This is a genomic window from Acidovorax sp. JHL-9, assembly GCF_000426205.1.
Lineage (GTDB): Bacteria > Pseudomonadota > Gammaproteobacteria > Burkholderiales > Burkholderiaceae_C > Acidovorax > Acidovorax soli.
In genome coordinates this window covers 35,799-54,596 of sequence record NZ_AUEX01000011.1, presented here as the reverse complement: position 1 = coordinate 54,596, position 18,798 = coordinate 35,799, and the positions used below count along the sequence as shown (strand labels likewise).

The following is an 18,798-nucleotide window of genomic DNA, read 5'->3' as shown; positions in this document are numbered from 1 at the left end:
TGAAATCAGTGTGGATTCAGGGCATGGAGACATATCAATTGACCAGGACGGCGCCGGCAGTTTTGTGGCTGGCCGTGTCCACCAGGATCAGCGATCCCAGGATGCGGGCTTGGCCGAACGCAGCGGCCGGAATGGCCTCTTGCAGCACGAGCTGAACATGGCCAATGGCATTGGGGTCCAGCTGCGTGCTGGGCTCTTCGGCCAGCGTGTTGATGTTGAGCTTGTGCACCACAGCTTTCACCTTGGCCTTGACCCAGCGGTGGCCGTGCAGGGCCCAGTACACGCGGCCTGCCACCAGGGGCTCGTCGTCCATCCAGGCCACGGTGGTGCGCAGCTCGCGGCTGGCGGGCCAGGCAGGCGTTGCGGCGGGTGTGTCGCCGAAGTCGTCTTCGGTGGCCGGAGCGGCAGCTGCCGTGGGGGCCGCCAGGATCCAGTCGCCACGCGAGACATCCACCTCGCGGTCGAGGATGATGCCGGCGCTGGTGCCTGCGGGCACGTCCTGGGGGCGGCGGGCGTGGTCCAGCACCTGGGCCACAGTGGCCAGCTGGCCGCTCGGGAAGATCTGTACGGCGGCGCCGGGTGCAAAGCTGCCTGCGGCCACACGGCCCCAGAACACGCGGCGGCCCTGCGAAGTGTCGGAGGACGACGAGAACTTCTCGACCCACTGCACCGGGAAGGCCAGGGGCAGCGCTGTGTCGGCGGGGGTGTTGGGCAGTTCCTCGAGCACCTGGAGCAGGGTGGGGCCGTCATAGCCGCACCAACCGGCATGGGCGTCCACCACGTTCCAGCCCTTCAGGGCCGAGACGGGCACCGTGGCGCGCACGGTGATGCCCGCTGCCTGCGCAAAGGCCTGCAGCGCGCCCTGGATGTGCTTCCAGGCGAGCGCCGGGTCTTCCACCGCATCGAGCTTGTTCACGGCGAACACCAGCGAATGCACGCGCAGCAGGTGCGCCAGCAGACTGTGGCGGCGCGTCTGCGGCAACAGCTGCAGGCCGGGGTTCTGCCAGTCGAGCTTGGTGGCGTCCACCAGCACCACGGCGGCGTCGGCGCTGCTGGCGGCCGTGACCATGTTGCGCGTGTACTGCTCATGGCCCGGCGCGTCGCCAATGATGAACTTGCGCGCTTCGGTGGCGAAATAGCGGTAGGCCACGTCGATGGTGATGCCCTGTTCGCGCTCGGCGCTGAGGCCGTCGGTCAGCAGGGCCAGGTCGGTCTCGCCCTGGCGTTGCACGCCGGCCAGGTGGTCCTGCAGCACGGCCTTGCTGTCCACCAGCAGGCGGCCGATCAGCGTGCTCTTGCCGTCGTCCACGCTGCCGCAGGTGATGAACTTCAGCGCGGAAATATGGTCGTTCTTGACTGCGGCGCCTGCCACTACAGAGGTGTCGGCTATCAAATTAGTAGTCATCAGAAATACCCGTCTTTCTTGCGCTTCTCCATCGAAGCGTCGCTCGTCTTGTCGTCCATGCGCGTGGCGCCGCGCTCGCTCACGTCGGCGGCCAGGGTCTCGATGACGATATCGGCCGGTGTGGCGGCGGTGCTCTCCACCGGTGCGGTGCAGGTGATGTCGCCCACGGTGCGAAAGCGCACGTCGCGTGTTTCCACCACTTCACCGTCGCGCGGCGGGGTCAGCTCGGTCACGGGCATCAAGAGGCCCTTGCGGTCCACCACCGGGCGCTTGTGGGTGTAGTAGATGCTGGGCAGGCCGATCTGTTCGCGGTCGATGTATTGCCACACGTCCAGCTCGGTCCAGTTGCTGATGGGGAACACGCGGAAGTGCTCATTGGGCTGCAGGCGCGTGTTGAACAGCGTCCACAGTTCGGGGCGCTGGGCCTTGGGTTGCCACTGGCCGAAGCTGTCGCGGTGGCTGAAGATGCGCTCTTTGGCGCGGGCCTTTTCCTCGTCGCGGCGGGCGCCGCCGATCAGCGCGTCGAAGCGGAATTCCTCGATCGCTTCCAGCAGCGTGACGGACTGGTGCACGTTGCGCGATTCGCCGGGGTGGGCCAGGCGCACGGTGCCGCGCGCCATCGAATCCTCGACGCTGCGCACGATGAGGTCGGCGCCCAGTTCTTTTGCGCGGAAGTCGCGGAAGTCCGTGACCTCGGGGAAGTTGTGGCCCGTGTCGATCATGAGCAGCGGGTAAGGAATGCGGCCTGCGCCAAAGGCTTTTTCGGCGCACTTGAGCATGACCAGAGAATCCTTGCCGCCCGAGAACAGCAGGGCAGGGCGCTCGAAGGCGGCGGCGACTTCGCGCAGGATGAAGATGGTTTCTTCTTCCAGGGCGTCGAGATGCGAGTTGTTGAGGTGGTAGCTCATGGGGCTGTTTGCGTTCTTCTGCAGCAGCGCAGCGTCTGTGCGGGCGTTCATGGTCGGCTCCGTGGCGGGTCAGTGGGCAATGTGCAGGCCGCACTCGCGGTTGTCTTCACCTTTGGTCGGGTCCACGTAATCGAAGTTGTTGGGCAGGCCGTGCTTCACGCAGTATTCGTGCAGGTCCCTGGACGACCAGTGCAGCAGCGGTGCCACCTTGATCAGGCCGTCGGGATTGATGCTCACCGGTTCCATCTGCGCGCGCACGGCGGTGTCGGTGGCGCGCAGCGCGGTGAACCACACCCTGGGCGCAGTCTCGCGCAGTGCGCGGGTGAAGGGTTCGAGCTTGACCTCTTCGGTGAAGGCGGCGTGGCGCGGGTCGTCGAGCGCGGGCGTGGGGCCTTCCACGGCTTCGCGGTGCGCGCGCGAGCGGCGCGGCAGGTAAATCTGCAGGTTCAGGCCGAGCTGCTTCGTCACCGCATCGGCAAAGCGGTAGGTGGCCTCGGTGTTGTAGCCGTTGTCCATCCAGACCACCGGCACATCGGGCTGCACGCGCGTGACGAGGTGCAGGATCACCGCCTCGAACGGGCGGAAGTTGGTGGTGACGATGGAAGACTGGCCCAGGCCCAGCGCCCAGGCCACCAGGCCGGGGGCATCGTGGCCGAGTGTGGCATTGACCTGCGCGAGGTCGATGCTGCTGTTCACGGAAGCGCTCATGCCGCCTCCCGTGCAAACAGGGGGCGCGGTTCGTTCACATCGCCCTGGTAGAAGCCGCCAAAACGCGCGAACTGGCGCTCGGCGGCAGCGGCGTCCACACCCTCGGCCAGCACGGCGCTGCTGAAACCACTGCGGTGCATGTGCACCAGCTGGTCGATCAGTACATCGCCCGTAGCACGGATGTCGCCGGCGAATTGGTAGCGCCGGCGCAGCAGCAAGGCCTGGCTGTAGGCGCGGCCGTCGGTGAACTTGGGGAACTGCAGCTCGATGCGCTGCACGCCTTCGAGGGCACCGTTGGCTGCCAGCTCGGCCAGGTCGGCGTCGTTGGGGATTTGCAAGGTTTTCTCGGCTTCAGCGCCCGTTGGTAAAACGCCAGCAGCTATTATTTTCATGGTCATCAATCGCTCTCAGTCTTGTTCTGCCAGGGCTTCCTGGTCGGCCTTGGGGTGGCGCGCGGCGTTGGCGGCCTGCTTGAAGGGCTCGTGGCCAATGCGGCGCAGCGCGTCGATGAACAGCTCGCCGGGCTTGCGCAGCGCGCGGAAGGTGGCGAGCAGGGCCTCGATCACGTCGGGCACTTCGGCGGCCGTGAACGAGGGGCCGACGACCTTGCCGCCAATCGCGGGGCCGGACAGCGTGGTGCCGTCGGAGCCGCCCAGCGTGATCTGGTACCACTCCTTGCCGTCCTTGTCGACGCCCAGGATGCCGATGTGGCCGCTGTGGTGGTGACCGCAGCTGTTGATGCAGCCGCTCATGTGCAGGTCGATGGGGCCGAGGTCGAACAGCTCGTCCAGGTCCTGGTAGCGCTCGGTGACGGCCGCGCCGATGTGCAGCGAGCGTGCATTGGCCAGCGAGCAGAAATCACCGCCGGGGCAGATGATCATGTCGGTCAGCAGGCCGATGTTGGGCTGCGCCAGGCCCAGTGCGCGTGCCGCGTCGTACAGCGCGGGCAGGTCGCTTTCATGCACCCAGGGCAGCATCAGGTTCTGCTCGTGCGTCAGGCGCGCCTCTGCGGCGCTGAACTGCTCGGCCAGTTGCGCCAGGGCTTCCAGCGTGGCGGCGTCGGCGTCGCCGGTGGCAAAGCCAGGGCGCTTGAACGACAGGGTGACGGTCTTGAGGCCCGGCAGCCGGTGGCCGCGCACGTTTTGCTGCAGCCAGCGCTGGTACAGCTGGCCCTGCGTGTTGACCTTGGATGGCAGGTTGGCGGCTTGCAGTGCGGGCACCACGAAATTGGCGGTCACCCGGTCGAGTTCGGCCTGCGTGATGGTGTGGGGCGCGCCATCAAGTTCGACGATGTCCCTGTATTCCTTCTCCACCGCGTCGATGAAGTTCTGGCCTTCGCTCTTGACGAGGATCTTGATGCGCGCCTTCCACTTGTTATCACGCCGGCCGTAGCTGTTGTAGGTGCGCACCACGGCCTCGATGTAGTTGAGCAACTGGTCCCAGGGCAGGAATTCACGCACCACGCTGCCGATGATGGGCGTGCGGCCCATGCCGCCGCCCACTTTCACCGTGAACCCTATGCTGCCGTCCTCGGCGCGGCGCGCCTGCAGGCCGATGTCGTACCAGCCGGTGGCGGCGCGGTCTTCTTCCGCACCATTGAAGGCGATCTTGAACTTGCGTGGCAGGTAGCTGAACTCGGGGTGCAACGAGCTCCACTGGCGCGTGATTTCGGCAAACGGTCGGGTATCGACGATGCTGTCTTCGGCGATGCCTTCGAGCGCGTCGCAGGTGATGTTGCGGATGTCGTTGCCGCTGGTCTGGATACCGTGCATGCTCACGCTGGCCAGCAGGTCCATCACATCGGCGGCGCGGGTGATGGGAATCCAGTTGAACTGCACATTGGTGCGCGTGGTGAAGTGCCCGTAGCCATAGCGCAGCGGCGCTGCCGGCAGCGTGGTGCCGGGCTGCGCGTCCTGCAATGCGTCCTGCGTGGCCTGGGCATGCGCCAGCAACTCCGGTGCAGGTTGGTCGTACTCGCGCGCAATGTGGGCCAGCGTGCGCAACTGCGTGCTGCTGATTTCGCCGTAGGGCACGGCAATGCGCGCCATGGGGGCGTAGCGCTGGATGTACCAGCCGTTTTGCAGGCGTAGCGGCAAAAGTTGTTCGTCGGTCAGTTCGCCGCGCTGCCAGCGTTCGATCTGGTCGCGGAACTGCTCGGCGCGCAGTTTGACGAATTGCTTGTCGAATGAGGTGTATTGGTACATGGGGCAACGAGCCTCTTAAATCAAAACGAGTTTGGCGCCCGCCCAGGCGAGCAGCACGGAAAGGGCCGAGCGGATGAGGCGCTCGGGGGTGCGTGAAACCAGGCGTGAGCCCAGCCAGATGCCGGGCAGCGAGCCGGCCAGCAATTGCGCCAGCAGCGGCCAGTCGACCGAGCCCAGCGACGCATGGCCCAGGCCCGCCACCAGCGTGAGCGGCACGGCGTAGGCGATGTCGGCGGCGATGATACGCGGCAGCGGCAGGTGCGGAAACACCAGCAGCAGCACGGTGACGCCGATGGCGCCGGCGCCGACCGAAGTAAAGGTGACCAGCGTGCCGATGACGGCGCCCAGCAGCACCGGCAGGCTCCAGTGGCGGGGCTCTGCGGCATTGGCTGCGTTGGCGCGGCGCGCGGCCAGTTCGGCAGCCTGGCGCTGGGCCGAGAACACCAGCACCTTGTAGGCGGTGGCCGCGGCCGTGAGCAGCAGGGCAATGCCCAGCGTGCTGGTCATGAGGTGCTGCGCCTGCGCCGTGGCCGGCCCCATGCGGTGCAGCAGCCACAACGCAGCCAGTGCTGCCGGAATGCTGCCTGCGCACAGCAGGCCCACCACGCGCCAGGGCACCAGGCGCTGGCGCGCCATGCTCACGGTGCCACCCATCTTGGTGAAAGCCGCGAACAGCAGGTCGGTGCCAATGGCCAGGTGGGGTTTCACGCCAAAGAAGAAGATCAGCACGGGCGTCATCAGCGAGCCGCCGCCCACACCGGTCAGGCCCACGATGAGCCCGACGGCAAAGCCCGCAAAAATGAACGCGAAATCATGCATGGCTGCGACTGTAGAGGTGCAGCTTATGAAAACAAACGATTGTTTCGTGCTGCCCTTATGCGAATAAGCTTATGCACGAGCTGTGGCGCGGGTTGCGCGGGTTTGATGCCGCCGCTGGCCTTGTTCTTTCTCCGGCCCGGGCCAGCAGCCTCCGTGCATGTGCCGCCCTGCCTGTGCGGGCGTGAAGGCGCTTGAGGCGCTGGCCCGCCTTTGGTGGCTCCAGGGAGGCGCGCAGCACCCTGTTCACTTCTCCAGCCGCTCCGTGCCCATGGCACGTGCCAGGCGCGCATCCAGCGGCAGCGGCTCTGCATTCAACAGCGCGGCCAGCAGCTCGCCGCACAGCACGGCCCGCGTGAGCCCGCGAGCACCCATGGCGGTGCAAACCCACAGGCCGGGCAGGGATTGGGCATCGACAGGGCCGACGATGGGCAGGCGGTCGGTCGAGGTGCAGCGCACGCTGGCCCAGGCGCGCACGGCCGCGGCATCCGAGGGCGATGTGCCGGCAAACGCCGCCTGCAGCGTGGGTGCCGCGCCGGGCAGCAATTCCTGCAAGCGCCGCCAGTTGGTGGCATGGGCCGAAGCCGCTTCTGCGGGAGTCAGCGGCAGGGCGTCCACATCCCGTTCAAAGGTGGAGCCCATGTGCCAGGCAAGGCCCACCTCTCGCGGAACATGGGCGACCAGTCCGCCATTTCCGTTGACCGGAAAAGGGGGCAGGGCAGTGGCACCCGGGTCTTGCAAGCCCCACGATAACTGGCCACGCACGGACTGCAGCGCCAGGGCGGGCGCCGAAGAGGCCGCGAGCAACGCATTGCAGGCAGGGCCTGCAGCCAGCACCACGCATTCAGCCTCGGCAACGGCGTGGCCGTGCTCATCCAGTGCCTGCCACTGCCCCGTGGCGCAGCCGTTGGTCCCGGGGCTGCGCTGCAGGCGCGCTACCAGCGTGCGGGGGCACCACTCGATGCCGGGCTGCGCCAACAATGCGCGGACCAGGCGGGCGGGTTGCACCCAGCCCGCTTTTGCATGCCAGCAGGCGGGGGTGTCTTGCGCCAGGCCGGCGGCTTGCAGAATGGGCGCACTGGCTGCCCGGCTCCAGTCGGCACCCGGGCCTTGTTCCCAGCCTTCGGGCAGGCCCAGGTTCAGCTCGGGCCGGCGTTCCAGCACGCCGCAAGGATTCCAGTCCACACTCTGCTGCAACAGCGCCTTCGACTGCTGCAGCATGGCGCGCACACCACTGCGCGACACGCGCGAGAAAACATTGTCGTCCGGCGACAGATGGGGGGCGAACAGGCCCACCGGCAGTCCGGAGGCCCCCGCCGCTGGTGCATCCCCCATGTCCAGCACCTGCGCCTGCCAGCCGCGCCGCGCCAGGCTGGCTGCCGTGGCGGCCCCTGCCAGGCCTGCGCCAATCACCATGCAGCGGGCCGGTGCCGTGTGCACGGTGTGGGCAGGGGCGGTGCGCGAAGTGCGCGGCTCCCACCGTGGATCGAAGGTGGCTTGCAGGTTGTCGCGCTTGGGCGGCACGCCCGCCACCTTCTCTGCATTGAAGCCGCATTGCGTGAGGGCGTCGCGCACCGAGCGCGCAATGGTCCAGGTGGCCAGGCGCGTGCCTCGGCGGCAACAGCGCGCCACGGCCTTGAGCGTATGCAGGTTCCAGAGTTCCGGATTGCGCTGGGGGCTGAATCCGTCCAGATAGACTGAATCCACGGTCCATTCCTGCTGGCGCAGCACCGTTTGCGCGTCACCGACGCACAGCGTGAGCAGCACGCGCCCGCCATCAAACGTGAGACGGTGCACGCCGGGCAACAGTCCCCAGAACTGGTCGTGCAGTTCCTGGGCCAAGGGCGCAAGTGCCGGATGGGCCGAGGCAGCGCGCAGCAGATCAGCGGCACCGATGGGCCAGGCCTCCGTCGAGATGAAGTGCAGCAGGCGCGGACGCTGTGCATCGGCCCGCCATGCCGCCCAGGTGACCAGAAAATTCAGCCCGAAGCCGAACCCGGTTTCGAGAATGCGCCACTGGGCCTGCCCGGCCCAGGCCGCAGGTAGCCCGCAGCCGTGCAGGAAAACCTGGCGCGCCTGTTCCGGTCCACCGTTTTCACTGTGGTACCGGTCGCTGAAGCGGGGGCTGAACGGGGTGCCGTCCGGGAGCCAGTCAATGGGTTCGGACATGGGGCGGTATGGAAAAAGACGCAGGAGCCAGGTGGTGCGCAGGCCAAGGCCTGACCGCGACCGTCACCCGATGACTGTTGAAAGTGAAATCACTGATGCAGCGCTGCACGCCGTTACGCGCTGGGCGGGACATAGCCCGCCGCGGCGTCTGCGCCGCCGCCAAAGAAATGATTCTCCATTTGCCGGGCCAGGTACTGGCGGGCGCGGGCATCGGCCAGGTTCAGGCGGTTTTCGTTGACCAGCATGGTCTGGTGCTTGATCCAGTCGGCCCAGGCCTGCTTGCTGACGTTTTCCCAGATGCGCTTGCCCAGTTCGCCGGGGTAGGGAGGGAAGTCGAGGCCTTCGGCTTCCTTGCCGAGCTTGATGCATTGAACGGTGCGTGCCATGGGGTTTCCTTGTGTTGGGGTGAGCACACAGTGCTCGCTAAGATGTTTTGGATATAAAAAACTGAAATCTTGGTTGTTCCAGTTTTGAAGAGGGCCTTCCAGAATGCGTTGCATTGGTGTTTCGCGCCGCAACCCATTCCCAAAAGAGGCCTTTCATGAACTTTCGCCGCAACTTTATCAAGTTTCCCTTCGCTACCGCCCTCGTGGGCGGTTTGGCCCTGGCGGCGTTGCCGTCGTTTGCACAGTCTGTGACGCTGCTCAATGTGTCGTACGACCCCACCCGCGAACTGTATGCGGAGTTCAACCAGGCTTTCGCCAGGCACTGGAAGGCCAGGAGCGGCCAGGACGTGACCATCCAGCAAAGCCATGGTGGTTCGGGCAAGCAGGCGCGCTCGATCATCGACGGGCTGGAGGCCGACGTGGCCACCCTGGCCCTGGCCGGTGATACCGACGCGCTGCACGCCAACGGTGGCTGGATTCCGAAAGACTGGCAAAAGCGCCTGCCGCACAACAGCTCGCCCTACACCTCCACCATCGTGCTGGTGGTGCGCCAGGGCAACCCCAAGGGCATCAAGGACTGGGACGACCTTGTCAAGCCCGGCATCCGCGTGATCACGCCCAACCCCAAGACCTCGGGGGGCGCACGCTGGAACTACCTGGCCGCCTGGGAATTCGCCAAGCGCAAGCTGGGCAGCGACGCCAAGGCCAAGGACTTCGTGGCCAGGCTCTACGGCAACGTGCCCATACTGGACACCGGCGCGCGCGGCTCCACCATCACCTTTGCCCAGCGCAATCAGGGGGATGTGCTGATCGCCTGGGAAAACGAGGCCTACCTGCTCGAAAAGGAATTTGGCGCCAAGTTCGACGTGATCGCGCCCTCCATTTCCATTCTGGCCGAGCCCGCCGTGACGGTGGTGGACAAGAACGTGAACAAGAAGGGCACGCGCGCCGTGGCCGAGGAATACCTCAAGTTCCTCTACACCGAAGAGGGCCAGGACATCGCGGGCAAGCATTTTTACCGCCCGGCCGTGTCCGACAAAGCCAAGGCCAAGTACGCCAGGCAGTTCCCCAGGCTGAACCTGTTCACCATCGATGCCGCCTTTGGCGGTTGGGACAAGGCGGCCAGGGACCACTTTGCCGACAACGCGAGCTTTGACCAGATCTATGCGCGGAAATAAGGGGCGGATGTGCATGCAACTACAGCACGCACAAGAAGCTATTCAATATGCAGCTTTTGCCGGCTTGGCTCAGCGCCTGGACTCTGGCGGGCTGGCGGTTGAACGCTGGGGGGCGAACAGATCCCAGCTGGCAATGAACAGTGCTGCAATCGCGGGGCCGATGACAAACCCGGTCAGCCCGAAAAGGGCCATGCCGCCCAGCGTGGAGATCAGTACCACATAATCGGGCATCTTGGTGTCCTTGCCCACCAGGATCGGGCGCAGGATGTTGTCCACCAGGCCGATCACCCCCACGCCATAGAGGGCCAGCACCACGCCCTGCACCACGGCGCCGGTGGCCAGGAAATACAAGGCCACAGGCCCCCATACAAGCCCTGCGCCCACGGCGGGCAGCAGCGACAAGAATGCCATGGCCACGCCCCAGAGCACGGGGGCCTGGATGCCCAGGATCCAGAAAATCAGGCCACCCAGTGCTCCTTGCGAAGCGGCTACCACGATGTTCCCCTTCACGGTGGCCCGGATGACGGTGGTGAACTTGTCGGCCAACTGGTGCTTGTGTTCGTGGCCGAGCGGCGTGGCGTGGCTGATGCGCTTCGCCAGCACCGCGCCGTCGCGCAGCAGAAAGAACAGCAGGTACAGCATCACGCCAAAGCCCACCACGAATTCCAGGGTGTTCTGACCGAAGCTGAGCGCCTGGGTTGCAAAGAACTGGCTGGCCTGCACCGCCACCGACGACAGCTTTTCCTGCAGTTCGGCCAGGGTGGTCAGGTTGAAACGCTCCAGCAGCCCGGTGGCCCAGGCGGGCAGGGCGGCCAGGATCTGCTGCAGATACTGGCCAAAGTTCAGCTGGCCTGATTTGAGGCGGTCGTAGATGCCGGTGGCCTCCTGGACCAGGTTCAAGGCGATCAGCGTCATGGGCAAGATGACGATCACCAGGCACAGCGATAAGGTGGCAAGGGCTGCCAGATTGGGGCTCTTGGGCATGCGCCGCAACAGCCTGCGGTGCAGGGGGGCAAACAGGATCGCCAGCACCACTCCCCAGAACACGGCACCATGAAACTGCCACAGGATGGCGCCGAAGGCGAGCGTGACCAGGGTCAGGAGAATCAGGAACACGCGGTTCTCGAAGGGGGAGGATGGCATGGGCGTCGGCTGGCAGATGGAATGCCCGCAATGTACGCGAGTGAATGACGCCCCCCTGGCACGCTGGCCCCGGGGGCGAGGTAATCCCGGATTCCTTGGCAGGGACCGGTTGGCGGTTCGGTGGCACAATACGCCCCGTACCAAAGGCCCTTCCCCAGCCACAGTCGCATCCGCCAATCGGTCCAGCCGTGTCGCGGAAGGTTTCTCAACCAGCTAATGCTTCCCCAAGGGAAGCGGAGGTCAGCGGAATATGAGCGATACGACATCCGTCTATCAAGCCTACCAAGGCAATACCTACCTCTTCGGCGGCAATGCGCCCTATGTCGAAGAGATGTACGAAAACTACCTTGCCAACCCTGGCAGCGTGCCCGACACGTGGCGCGAGTATTTTGATGCGCTGCAGCATGTGCCGGCCGTCGATGGCTCCAACGCCCGCGACGTTCCCCACCTGCCCGTGATCAACGCTTTTGCCGAACGCGCAAAGCAGGGCGGCACCAAGGTGGTGGTGGCCAGTGCCGACGCCGAAATGGGCCGCAAGCGCACGGCCGTGCAGCAGCTGATCGCCGCCTACCGCAACGTGGGCCAGCGCTGGGCCGATCTGGACCCCCTGAAGCGGACCGAGCGTCCCGCCATTCCCGAACTGGAGCCGTCGTTCTACGGCTTCAGCGATGCCGACCAGGAAACGGTGTTCGACACCAGCAACACCTTCTTCGGCAAGGACAAGATGCCGCTGCGCGAGCTGCTCAATGCGCTGCATGAAACCTACTGCGGCACCATCGGCGCCGAGTACATGTATACCACCAACCAGGCGCAAAAGCGCTGGTGGCAGCAAAAGCTGGAAGGCATTCGCAGCAAGCCCCAGTTCAACGCCGACCGCAAACGCCACATTCTCGACCGCCTGACGGCTGCCGAAGGGCTGGAACGCTTCCTGCACACCAAGTACGTGGGCCAGAAGCGCTTCTCGCTCGAAGGCGGCGAGAGCTTCATCGCCGCCATGGACGAGCTGATCCAGTCGGCCGGCGCCAAGGGCGTGCAGGAAATCGTGATCGGCATGGCCCACCGCGGCCGCCTGAACGTGCTGGTGAACTCGCTGGGCAAGATGCCCAAGGATCTGTTCGCCGAGTTCGACCACACTGCGCCCGAAGACCTGCCGGCCGGGGACGTGAAATACCACCAGGGCTTCAGCTCCGACGTCGCCACTGCCGGCGGCCCGGTGCACCTGTCGCTGGCCTTCAACCCCTCGCACCTGGAAATCGTCAACCCCGTGGTCGAAGGCTCGGTGCGCGCCCGCATGGACCGCCGCGACGACCCCAGGGGCAGCCAGGTGTTGCCCGTGCTGGTGCACGGCGACTCGGCCTTTGGCGGCCAGGGCGTGAACCAGGAAACCCTGGCGCTGGCCCAGACCCGTGGCTACACCACCGGCGGCACGGTGCACATCATCATCAACAACCAGATCGGTTTCACCACGTCCGACCCGCGCGACATGCGCTCGACCGTGTACTGCACCGACATCGTCAAGATGGTCGAGGCCCCCGTGCTGCACGTGAACGGTGACGACCCCGAAGCCGTGGTGCTGGCCACCCAGCTGGCGCTGGAGTTCCGCATGGAGTTCCGCCAGGACGTGGTGGTCGACATCACCTGCTTCCGCAAGCTGGGCCACAACGAGCAGGACACCCCTGCACTGACCCAGCCGCTGATGTACAAGAAAATTGCCCAGCACCCCGGCACGCGCAAGCTGTACGCCGACAAGCTGGCCGCGCAGGGCATGGGCGCCACGCTGGGCGACGACATGGTCAAGGCCTACCGCGCCGCCATGGATGCCGGCAAGCACACCATCGATCCGGTGCTGACCAACTTCAAGAGCAAGTACGCGGTGGACTGGTCGCCCTTCCTGGGCAAGAAGTGGACCGACGCCGGCGACACCGCCATTCCGCTGACCGAATGGAAGCGGCTGGCCGAAAAGCTCACCACCATTCCGGACAGCGTGGCGCCGCACCAGCTGGTCAAGAAGGTGTACGACGACCGCGCCGCCATGGGCCGTGGCGAGGTCAACGTGGACTGGGGCATGGGTGAGAGCATGGCTTTTGCCTCGCTGGTGGCCAGCGGCTACCCGGTGCGCCTGTCGGGCGAGGACTCGGGCCGTGGCACCTTCACGCACCGCCACGCCGTGATCCACGACCAGAACCGCGAAAAGTGGGACACCGGCACCTATGTGCCCCTGCAGAACGTGGCCGAGAACCAGGCACCGTTCGTCGTGATCGACTCCATCCTGTCCGAAGAAGCCGTGCTGGGCTTCGAGTATGGCTACGCCGGTTCCGACCCTAACACGCTCGTCATCTGGGAAGCGCAGTTCGGCGATTTCGCCAATGGCGCGCAGGTGGTGATCGACCAGTTCATCGCCTCCGGCGAGGTCAAGTGGGGCCGCGCCAACGGCCTGACGCTGATGCTGCCGCATGGCTATGAAGGCCAGGGGCCCGAGCACAGCTCGGCACGACTGGAGCGCTTCATGCAGCTGGCCGCCGACGCCAACATGCAGATCGTCCAGCCCACCACGGCCAGCCAGATCTTCCATGTGCTGCGCCGCCAGATGGTGCGTGACCTGCGCAAGCCGCTGGTCATCATGACGCCCAAGTCGCTGCTGCGCAACAAGGATGCGACCTCGCCGCTGTCCGAGTTCACCAAGGGTAGCTTCCAGACGGTGATCCCCGAGCAGAACGAGGCCATCGACAAGAAGGCCGACAAGGTCAAGCGCGTGATTGCCTGCTCTGGCAAGGTGTATTACGACCTGGTGAAGAAGCGCACCGAAAACGAAGTGACCGACGTGGCGATCATCCGTGTCGAGCAGCTGTACCCGTTCCCGCACAAGGCCTTTGCTGCTGCGCTCAAGAAGTACCCCAACGCCACCGACATCGTCTGGTGCCAGGACGAGCCGCAGAACCAGGGTGCCTGGTTCTTCATCCAGCACAACATCCACGAGAACATGCTCGATGGCCAGAAGCTGGGCTACTCGGGCCGCGCAGCGTCCGCTTCGCCGGCCGTGGGTTATTCGCACCTGCACCAGGAACAGCAAAAGGCGCTGGTCGAAGGCGCGTTTGCCAAGCTCAAGGGTTTTGTCCTGACCAAGTAAGGCCGGCAACCCCTCTCCAGAACAAAACCCATTCCGAAAGAACTGACATGGCTATCGTAGAAGTCAAAGTACCGCAACTGTCCGAATCCGTGGCCGAGGCCACCATGCTGACCTGGAAAAAGAAGGCCGGCGAGGCCGTGGCCGTGGACGAGATCCTGATCGAGATCGAAACCGACAAGGTCGTGCTGGAAGTACCCGCACCGGCTGCCGGCGTGCTGGCAGAAATTGTCCAGGGTGACGGCGCCACCGTGGTGGCTGACCAGCTGATCGCCAGGATCGACACCGAAGGCAAGGCCGGTGCAGCCGCTCCTGCGGCTGCAGCGCCTGCGGCGGCAGCGGCGCCTGCCGCCGCAGTGGCCGTGGCCGCTGCGGCGACCGGTGGTTCGAAGGCCGACGTGGCCATGCCTGCCGCCGCCAAGCTGCTGGCCGACAACAACCTGTCGGTGTCGGCTGTGGCGGGCACGGGCAAGGATGGCCGCGTGACCAAGGGCGACGTGCTGGCCGCCGTGGCCGGTGGCGTGAAGTCGACGGCCGCCGTGATCCCCACGGGCGTGCCCACCAAGGCGCTGGCGCAGGTGGCGGCACCTTCGTCCGCTCTGAACCTGGGCGACCGCCCCGAGCAGCGCGTGCCCATGAGCCGCCTGCGCGCCCGCGTGGCCGAGCGTCTGCTGCAGTCGCAGTCCACCAACGCCATCCTGACCACGTTCAACGAAGTCAACATGGCACCCGTGATGGAGCTGCGCAAGAAGTTCCAGGACCAGTTCACCAAGGAACACGGCACCAAGCTGGGCTTCATGTCGTTCTTCGTGAAGGCCGCCGTGCACGCGCTCAAGAAGTACCCGGTGCTGAACGCGTCGGTGGATGGCAATGACATCGTCTACCACGGCTATTTCGACATCGGTATCGCCGTGGGTTCGCCCCGTGGCCTGGTGGTGCCCATCCTGCGCAACGCCGACCAGATGAGCTTTGCCGACATTGAGAAGAAGATCGCTGAATTCGGCAAAAAGGCGGGCGAAGGCAAGCTGGGCATTGAGGAAATGACCGGCGGCACGTTCTCCATCTCGAATGGCGGCACCTTCGGCTCGATGATGTCCACCCCCATCATCAACCCGCCGCAGTCGGCGATCCTGGGTGTGCACGCCACCAAGGACCGCGCCATGGTCGAAAACGGCCAGGTCGTGGTGCGCCCGATGAACTACCTGGCGATGTCGTATGACCACCGCATCATCGACGGCCGCGAAGCCGTGCTGGGCCTGGTGGCCATGAAGGACGCGCTGGAAGACCCGTCGCGCCTGCTGTTCGACATCTGATCCCTGCAATGCATCGACCCACCCGCGCGGACCGTTTTGCGGTCCGGCCCGCCGGTGGGTCTTTCACCAACTGACTGAGTGAGATTTTTCATGAGCAAACAATTTGACGTCGTCGTGATCGGTGGCGGCCCCGGTGGCTACATCGCTGCCATCCGTGCAGCGCAGCTGGGCATGAACGTGGCTTGCATCGACGAATGGAAGAACGACAAGGGCGGCCCGGCCCCTGGCGGCACCTGCACCAACGTGGGCTGCATCCCATCAAAGGCGCTGCTGCAATCCTCCGAGCATTTCGAGCACGCCAACAAGCACTTTGCCGACCACGGCATCACCGCCACCGGCGTGAAGATGGATGTGGCCAAGATGGTGGCCCGCAAGGACAGCGTGGTCAAGCAGAACAACGACGGCATCCTGTACCTGTTCAAGAAGAACAAGGTCAGCTTCTTCCATGGCCGTGGTTCGTTCGTGAAGGCTGCCGAAGGCGGCGGCTACGAGATCAAGGTGGCCGGTGCTGCCGAAGACACCCTGGTGGGCAAGCAGATCATCGTCGCCACCGGCTCCAACGCGCGTGCCTTGCCCGGCGCGGAATTTGATGAAGTGAACATCCTGTCCAACGACGGTGCGCTGCGCATTGGCGCAGTGCCCAAGAAGCTGGCCCTGATCGGTTCGGGTGTGATCGGCCTGGAGATGGGCTCGGTCTGGCGCCGCCTGGGCGCCGAAGTGACGGTGCTGGAAGGCCTGCCCACTTTCCTGGGTGCCGTGGACGAACAGATCGCCAAGGAAGCCAAGAAGGCTTTTGACAAGCAGGGCCTGAAGATCGAGCTCGGCGTGAAAGTCGGCGAGATCAAGAACAGCAAGAAGGGCGTCAGCATCGCCTACACCAACAGCAAAGGTGAAGCCCAGACCCTCGATGCGGACAAGCTCATCATCTCGATTGGCCGCGTGCCCAACACCATTGGCCTGAATGCCGAAGCCGTGGGCCTGCAGCTCGACGAGCGCGGCGCCATCGCTGTGGACGGCGACTGCAAGACCAACCTGCCGGGCGTGTGGGCCGTGGGCGATGTGGTGCGGGGCCCCATGCTGGCGCACAAGGCCGAGGAAGAAGGCGTGGCCGTGGCCGAGCGCATGGCAGGCCAGCACGGCCATGTCAATTTCAACACCATCCCCTGGGTGATCTACACCAGCCCCGAGATCGCCTGGGTGGGCCGCACCGAGCAGCAGCTCAAGGCCGATGGCGTGAAGTACAAGGCAGGCACCTTCCCCTTCCTGGCCAACGGCCGCGCGCGCGCGCTGGGCGACACGACAGGCATGGTCAAGTTCCTGGCCGATGCCACCACGGACGAAATCCTGGGTGTGCACATGGTCGGCCCACAGGTCAGCGAGCTGATTTCCGAGGCCGTGGTGGCCATGGAGTTCAAGGCCAGCGCGGAAGACATTGCCCGCATCTGCCATGCGCACCCATCCCTGAGCGAAGCCACCAAGGAAGCGGCCCTGGCGGTGGACAAACGCACGCTGAATTTCTGATTCTTTGCGTCAAATTGGCTGCTGGCGCTTATGAATAAAGCGCTGGCAGCTATTTATTTTATAGCTGCATAGTTCCGGGCCGCTTCAACGTGACTGTCAAACAGACCTATCTCGCAGAACTTGACGCGAAAGGCTTTCAGAGCGACCCGGCGCAATTGCGCGCGGTGGACGCCTTGCAGCGCTGCGCCCGCGACTGGGCTGCCTACAAGTCGCGCCGCTCCAACGCCCTCAAGAAAATCGTCAACCACCCCGATGTTCCGCGTGGCGTTTACATGTATGGTGGCGTGGGGCGAGGCAAGAGCTTTCTCATGGATTGCTTCTTCAATGCCGTGCCGATCAAACGCAAGGTGCGCCTGCATTTTCACGAGTTCATGCGCGAGGTGCACCGCGAGCTGGCGGCCCTGCAGGGCACGCAGAACCCGCTGGATGTGCTGGGCCGGCGCATTGCCAAGCGCTACAAGCTGATCTGCTTTGACGAGTTTCACGTTGCCGACATCACCGATGCGATGATCCTGCACCGCTTGCTGGTGGCGCTGTTTGACAACGGGGTAGGTTTCGTCACCACCTCCAACTTCAGGCCCGATGAGCTCTATCCCGATGGCTTGCACCGCGACCGCATCCTGCCGGCCATTGCACTGCTGAACGAAAAGCTGGAGGTGGTGAACGTGGACAACGGCACCGACTACCGGCGCCGCACGCTGGAGCAGGTGAAGCTCTACCACACGCCCCTGGGCCCGCAGGCAGATGCCGAGATGAACGCTGCCTTCGATCAGTTGGCCGAAGTGCATGACGAAGACCCGGTGCTGCACATTGAGGCCCGCGAGATCCGGGCGCGGCGCAAGGCGGGGGGCGTGGTGTGGTTTGACTTCAGGACGCTGTGCGGTGGACCCCGCTCGCAGAATGATTACCTGGAGATCGCCACGCAATTCCACACGGTGTTGCTGTCGGATGTGCCCTACATGCCGGTCAACATGGCGTCGCCTGCGCGGCGCTTTACCTGGCTGGTGGACGTGTTGTATGACCGGCGGGTCAAACTCATTTTGTCGGCGGCCGTGCCGCCAGAGCAGCTCTACACCGATGGACCGCTGGCACACGAGTTTCCGCGCACGGTGTCTCGGCTCCACGAGATGCAGTCCAAGGAGTTTCTGGCGCTGGAGCGCCGCACTGTTGACACGGGACTGACGTAATGAAAAACGCTTGGGCAATCTGGGGTGTTGTTTGTGCGATGGTTGGGCCTGCCATGGCGCAACCGTTGGCATCTGCACCGCCGCAAGGCCGCCACAGTGCCGAGCAGGCGCAGCGGCAGGCCGAGCGCGACCGAATCCTCCAGGAGCGCCAGGCCATCGTGGCGACCCGAAAGCGTGACGAAGCCGCGTGCTATCGCCGGTTTGCGGTGGAGGACTGCCTGCGCGACGTGCGGGCCCAGGCGCGCAATGCCGAGCTTCAATTGCGCGCGCGTGAGTTGCAGCTCAATGACGCGGAGCGCAAGGAAAAGGCCGCAGAGCGGCTGCGTTCGATTGAAGAGAAGCAGCGCGTGGCGCCGGACCGCTCGCAACCCCAGGGGGCGGCCCGTGGGGCGGGGCGTCCTGCCACCGGTGTGGAAGATTTGCGCACGCAGCACCAACGCGAGGCGCAACAAAGGGCGCAGCAGCAGCGCAGCCGCCAGGAGTCCCATGCTGCCAGCAAGGAGCAGCGCGCCACGCAAAGCGCTGAACGCGCGGCCGCCGCGCGCGCGCGCCACGCTGAAAATGTGAAATCGGCACAGGAGCGGCGCGAGCGAATGCAGAAAATGCAAGCCGAAGCGGCTGCCGCAGGGCGCAAGCCGGCTGCCCCCTTGCCTGCTTCTCCAGGGCTTCCGTCCACGCAGCCCTGAATATCGAGCGCTGATGGTTTGCACGCGCCAGGCGCGTGCTCGGGCGTTGT

The 18,798-nt window shown here is 65.1% G+C and carries 15 protein-coding genes; 6 read left to right on the top strand and 9 right to left on the bottom strand.

All coding sequences use genetic code 11. The annotated features are described in order from the left end of the window. Positions 1–34: 34 nt before the first annotated feature. From K225_RS0109030 to K225_RS0108995, 8 genes are all read right to left on the bottom strand, one after another. On the bottom strand, positions 35–1,405 hold the full coding sequence (locus K225_RS0109030) for a sulfate adenylyltransferase subunit 1 (protein WP_026436095.1): 1,371 nt from the start codon (positions 1,403–1,405) through the stop codon (positions 35–37). Continuing rightward, a complete protein-coding gene (gene cysD / locus K225_RS0109025; protein ID WP_026436094.1) occupies positions 1,405–2,364 on the bottom strand; it encodes a sulfate adenylyltransferase subunit CysD in 960 nt (319 codons plus the stop codon). The genes K225_RS0109030 and cysD overlap by 1 nt, the downstream gene beginning before the upstream one ends. An 18-nt stretch (positions 2,365–2,382) precedes the next feature. Further along, positions 2,383–3,021 (bottom strand): phosphoadenosine phosphosulfate reductase family protein, encoded by a 639-nt coding sequence (locus tag K225_RS0109020; protein ID WP_026436093.1) that lies wholly within the window; start codon positions 3,019–3,021, stop codon positions 2,383–2,385. Continuing rightward, positions 3,018–3,413, bottom strand: a complete 396-nt coding sequence (locus K225_RS0109015) for a DUF934 domain-containing protein (protein WP_026436092.1) — start codon at positions 3,411–3,413, stop codon at positions 3,018–3,020. Before K225_RS0109015 ends, K225_RS0109020 begins: the two co-directional genes overlap by 4 nt. Positions 3,414–3,428: 15 nt before the next feature. Then, the gene (locus tag K225_RS0109010) at positions 3,429–5,225 is read right to left on the bottom strand and encodes a nitrite/sulfite reductase (RefSeq protein WP_026436091.1); all 1,797 of its coding nucleotides are present in this window, start codon (positions 5,223–5,225) and stop codon (positions 3,429–3,431) included. Positions 5,226–5,240: 15 nt separating this feature from the next. Continuing rightward, entirely contained in the window at positions 5,241–6,044 is an 804-nt protein-coding gene (locus K225_RS0109005; protein ID WP_026436090.1) for a sulfite exporter TauE/SafE family protein, read from the bottom strand. A 243-nt stretch (positions 6,045–6,287) separates the two neighbouring features. Next, positions 6,288–8,210, bottom strand: a complete 1,923-nt coding sequence (gene mnmC, locus K225_RS0109000; RefSeq protein ID WP_026436089.1) for an FAD-dependent 5-carboxymethylaminomethyl-2-thiouridine(34) oxidoreductase MnmC — start codon at positions 8,208–8,210, stop codon at positions 6,288–6,290. Between the two features lie 113 nt (positions 8,211–8,323). Beyond that, the gene (locus K225_RS0108995) at positions 8,324–8,596 is read right to left on the bottom strand and encodes an oxidative damage protection protein (protein WP_005799545.1); all 273 of its coding nucleotides are present in this window, start codon (positions 8,594–8,596) and stop codon (positions 8,324–8,326) included. Between the two features lie 155 nt (positions 8,597–8,751). Here K225_RS0108995 and K225_RS0108990 point away from each other — a divergent pair, with 155 nt between their 5' ends. Continuing rightward, on the top strand, positions 8,752–9,774 hold the full coding sequence (locus K225_RS0108990; RefSeq protein ID WP_026436088.1) for a sulfate ABC transporter substrate-binding protein: 1,023 nt from the start codon (positions 8,752–8,754) through the stop codon (positions 9,772–9,774). A 69-nt stretch (positions 9,775–9,843) separates the two neighbouring features. Here K225_RS0108990 and K225_RS0108985 read toward each other — a convergent pair whose 3' ends face one another. Next, on the bottom strand, positions 9,844–10,917 hold the full coding sequence (locus K225_RS0108985; RefSeq protein WP_026436087.1) for an AI-2E family transporter: 1,074 nt from the start codon (positions 10,915–10,917) through the stop codon (positions 9,844–9,846). A 250-nt stretch (positions 10,918–11,167) separates the two neighbouring features. Between K225_RS0108985 and K225_RS0108980 the strand changes: the two genes are divergently transcribed. From K225_RS0108980 to K225_RS0108960, 5 genes are all read left to right on the top strand, one after another. Then, the gene (locus K225_RS0108980) at positions 11,168–14,044 is read left to right on the top strand and encodes a 2-oxoglutarate dehydrogenase E1 component (protein ID WP_026436086.1); all 2,877 of its coding nucleotides are present in this window, start codon (positions 11,168–11,170) and stop codon (positions 14,042–14,044) included. Positions 14,045–14,091: 47 nt separating this feature from the next. Beyond that, on the top strand, positions 14,092–15,354 hold the full coding sequence (gene odhB / locus K225_RS0108975; RefSeq protein ID WP_026436085.1) for a 2-oxoglutarate dehydrogenase complex dihydrolipoyllysine-residue succinyltransferase: 1,263 nt from the start codon (positions 14,092–14,094) through the stop codon (positions 15,352–15,354). A 90-nt stretch (positions 15,355–15,444) separates the two neighbouring features. Further along, entirely contained in the window at positions 15,445–16,875 is a 1,431-nt protein-coding gene (gene lpdA, locus K225_RS0108970; protein ID WP_026436084.1) for a dihydrolipoyl dehydrogenase, read from the top strand. A gap of 89 nt (positions 16,876–16,964) precedes the next feature. Beyond that, positions 16,965–18,062, top strand: coding sequence for a cell division protein ZapE (gene zapE, locus K225_RS0108965; protein ID WP_026436083.1), 1,098 nt, complete (start codon positions 16,965–16,967; stop codon positions 18,060–18,062). Between the two features lie 53 nt (positions 18,063–18,115). Beyond that, positions 18,116–18,748, top strand: coding sequence for a hypothetical protein (locus tag K225_RS0108960; protein ID WP_081679635.1), 633 nt, complete (start codon positions 18,116–18,118; stop codon positions 18,746–18,748). The last annotated feature ends 50 nt before the right edge of the window (positions 18,749–18,798 follow it).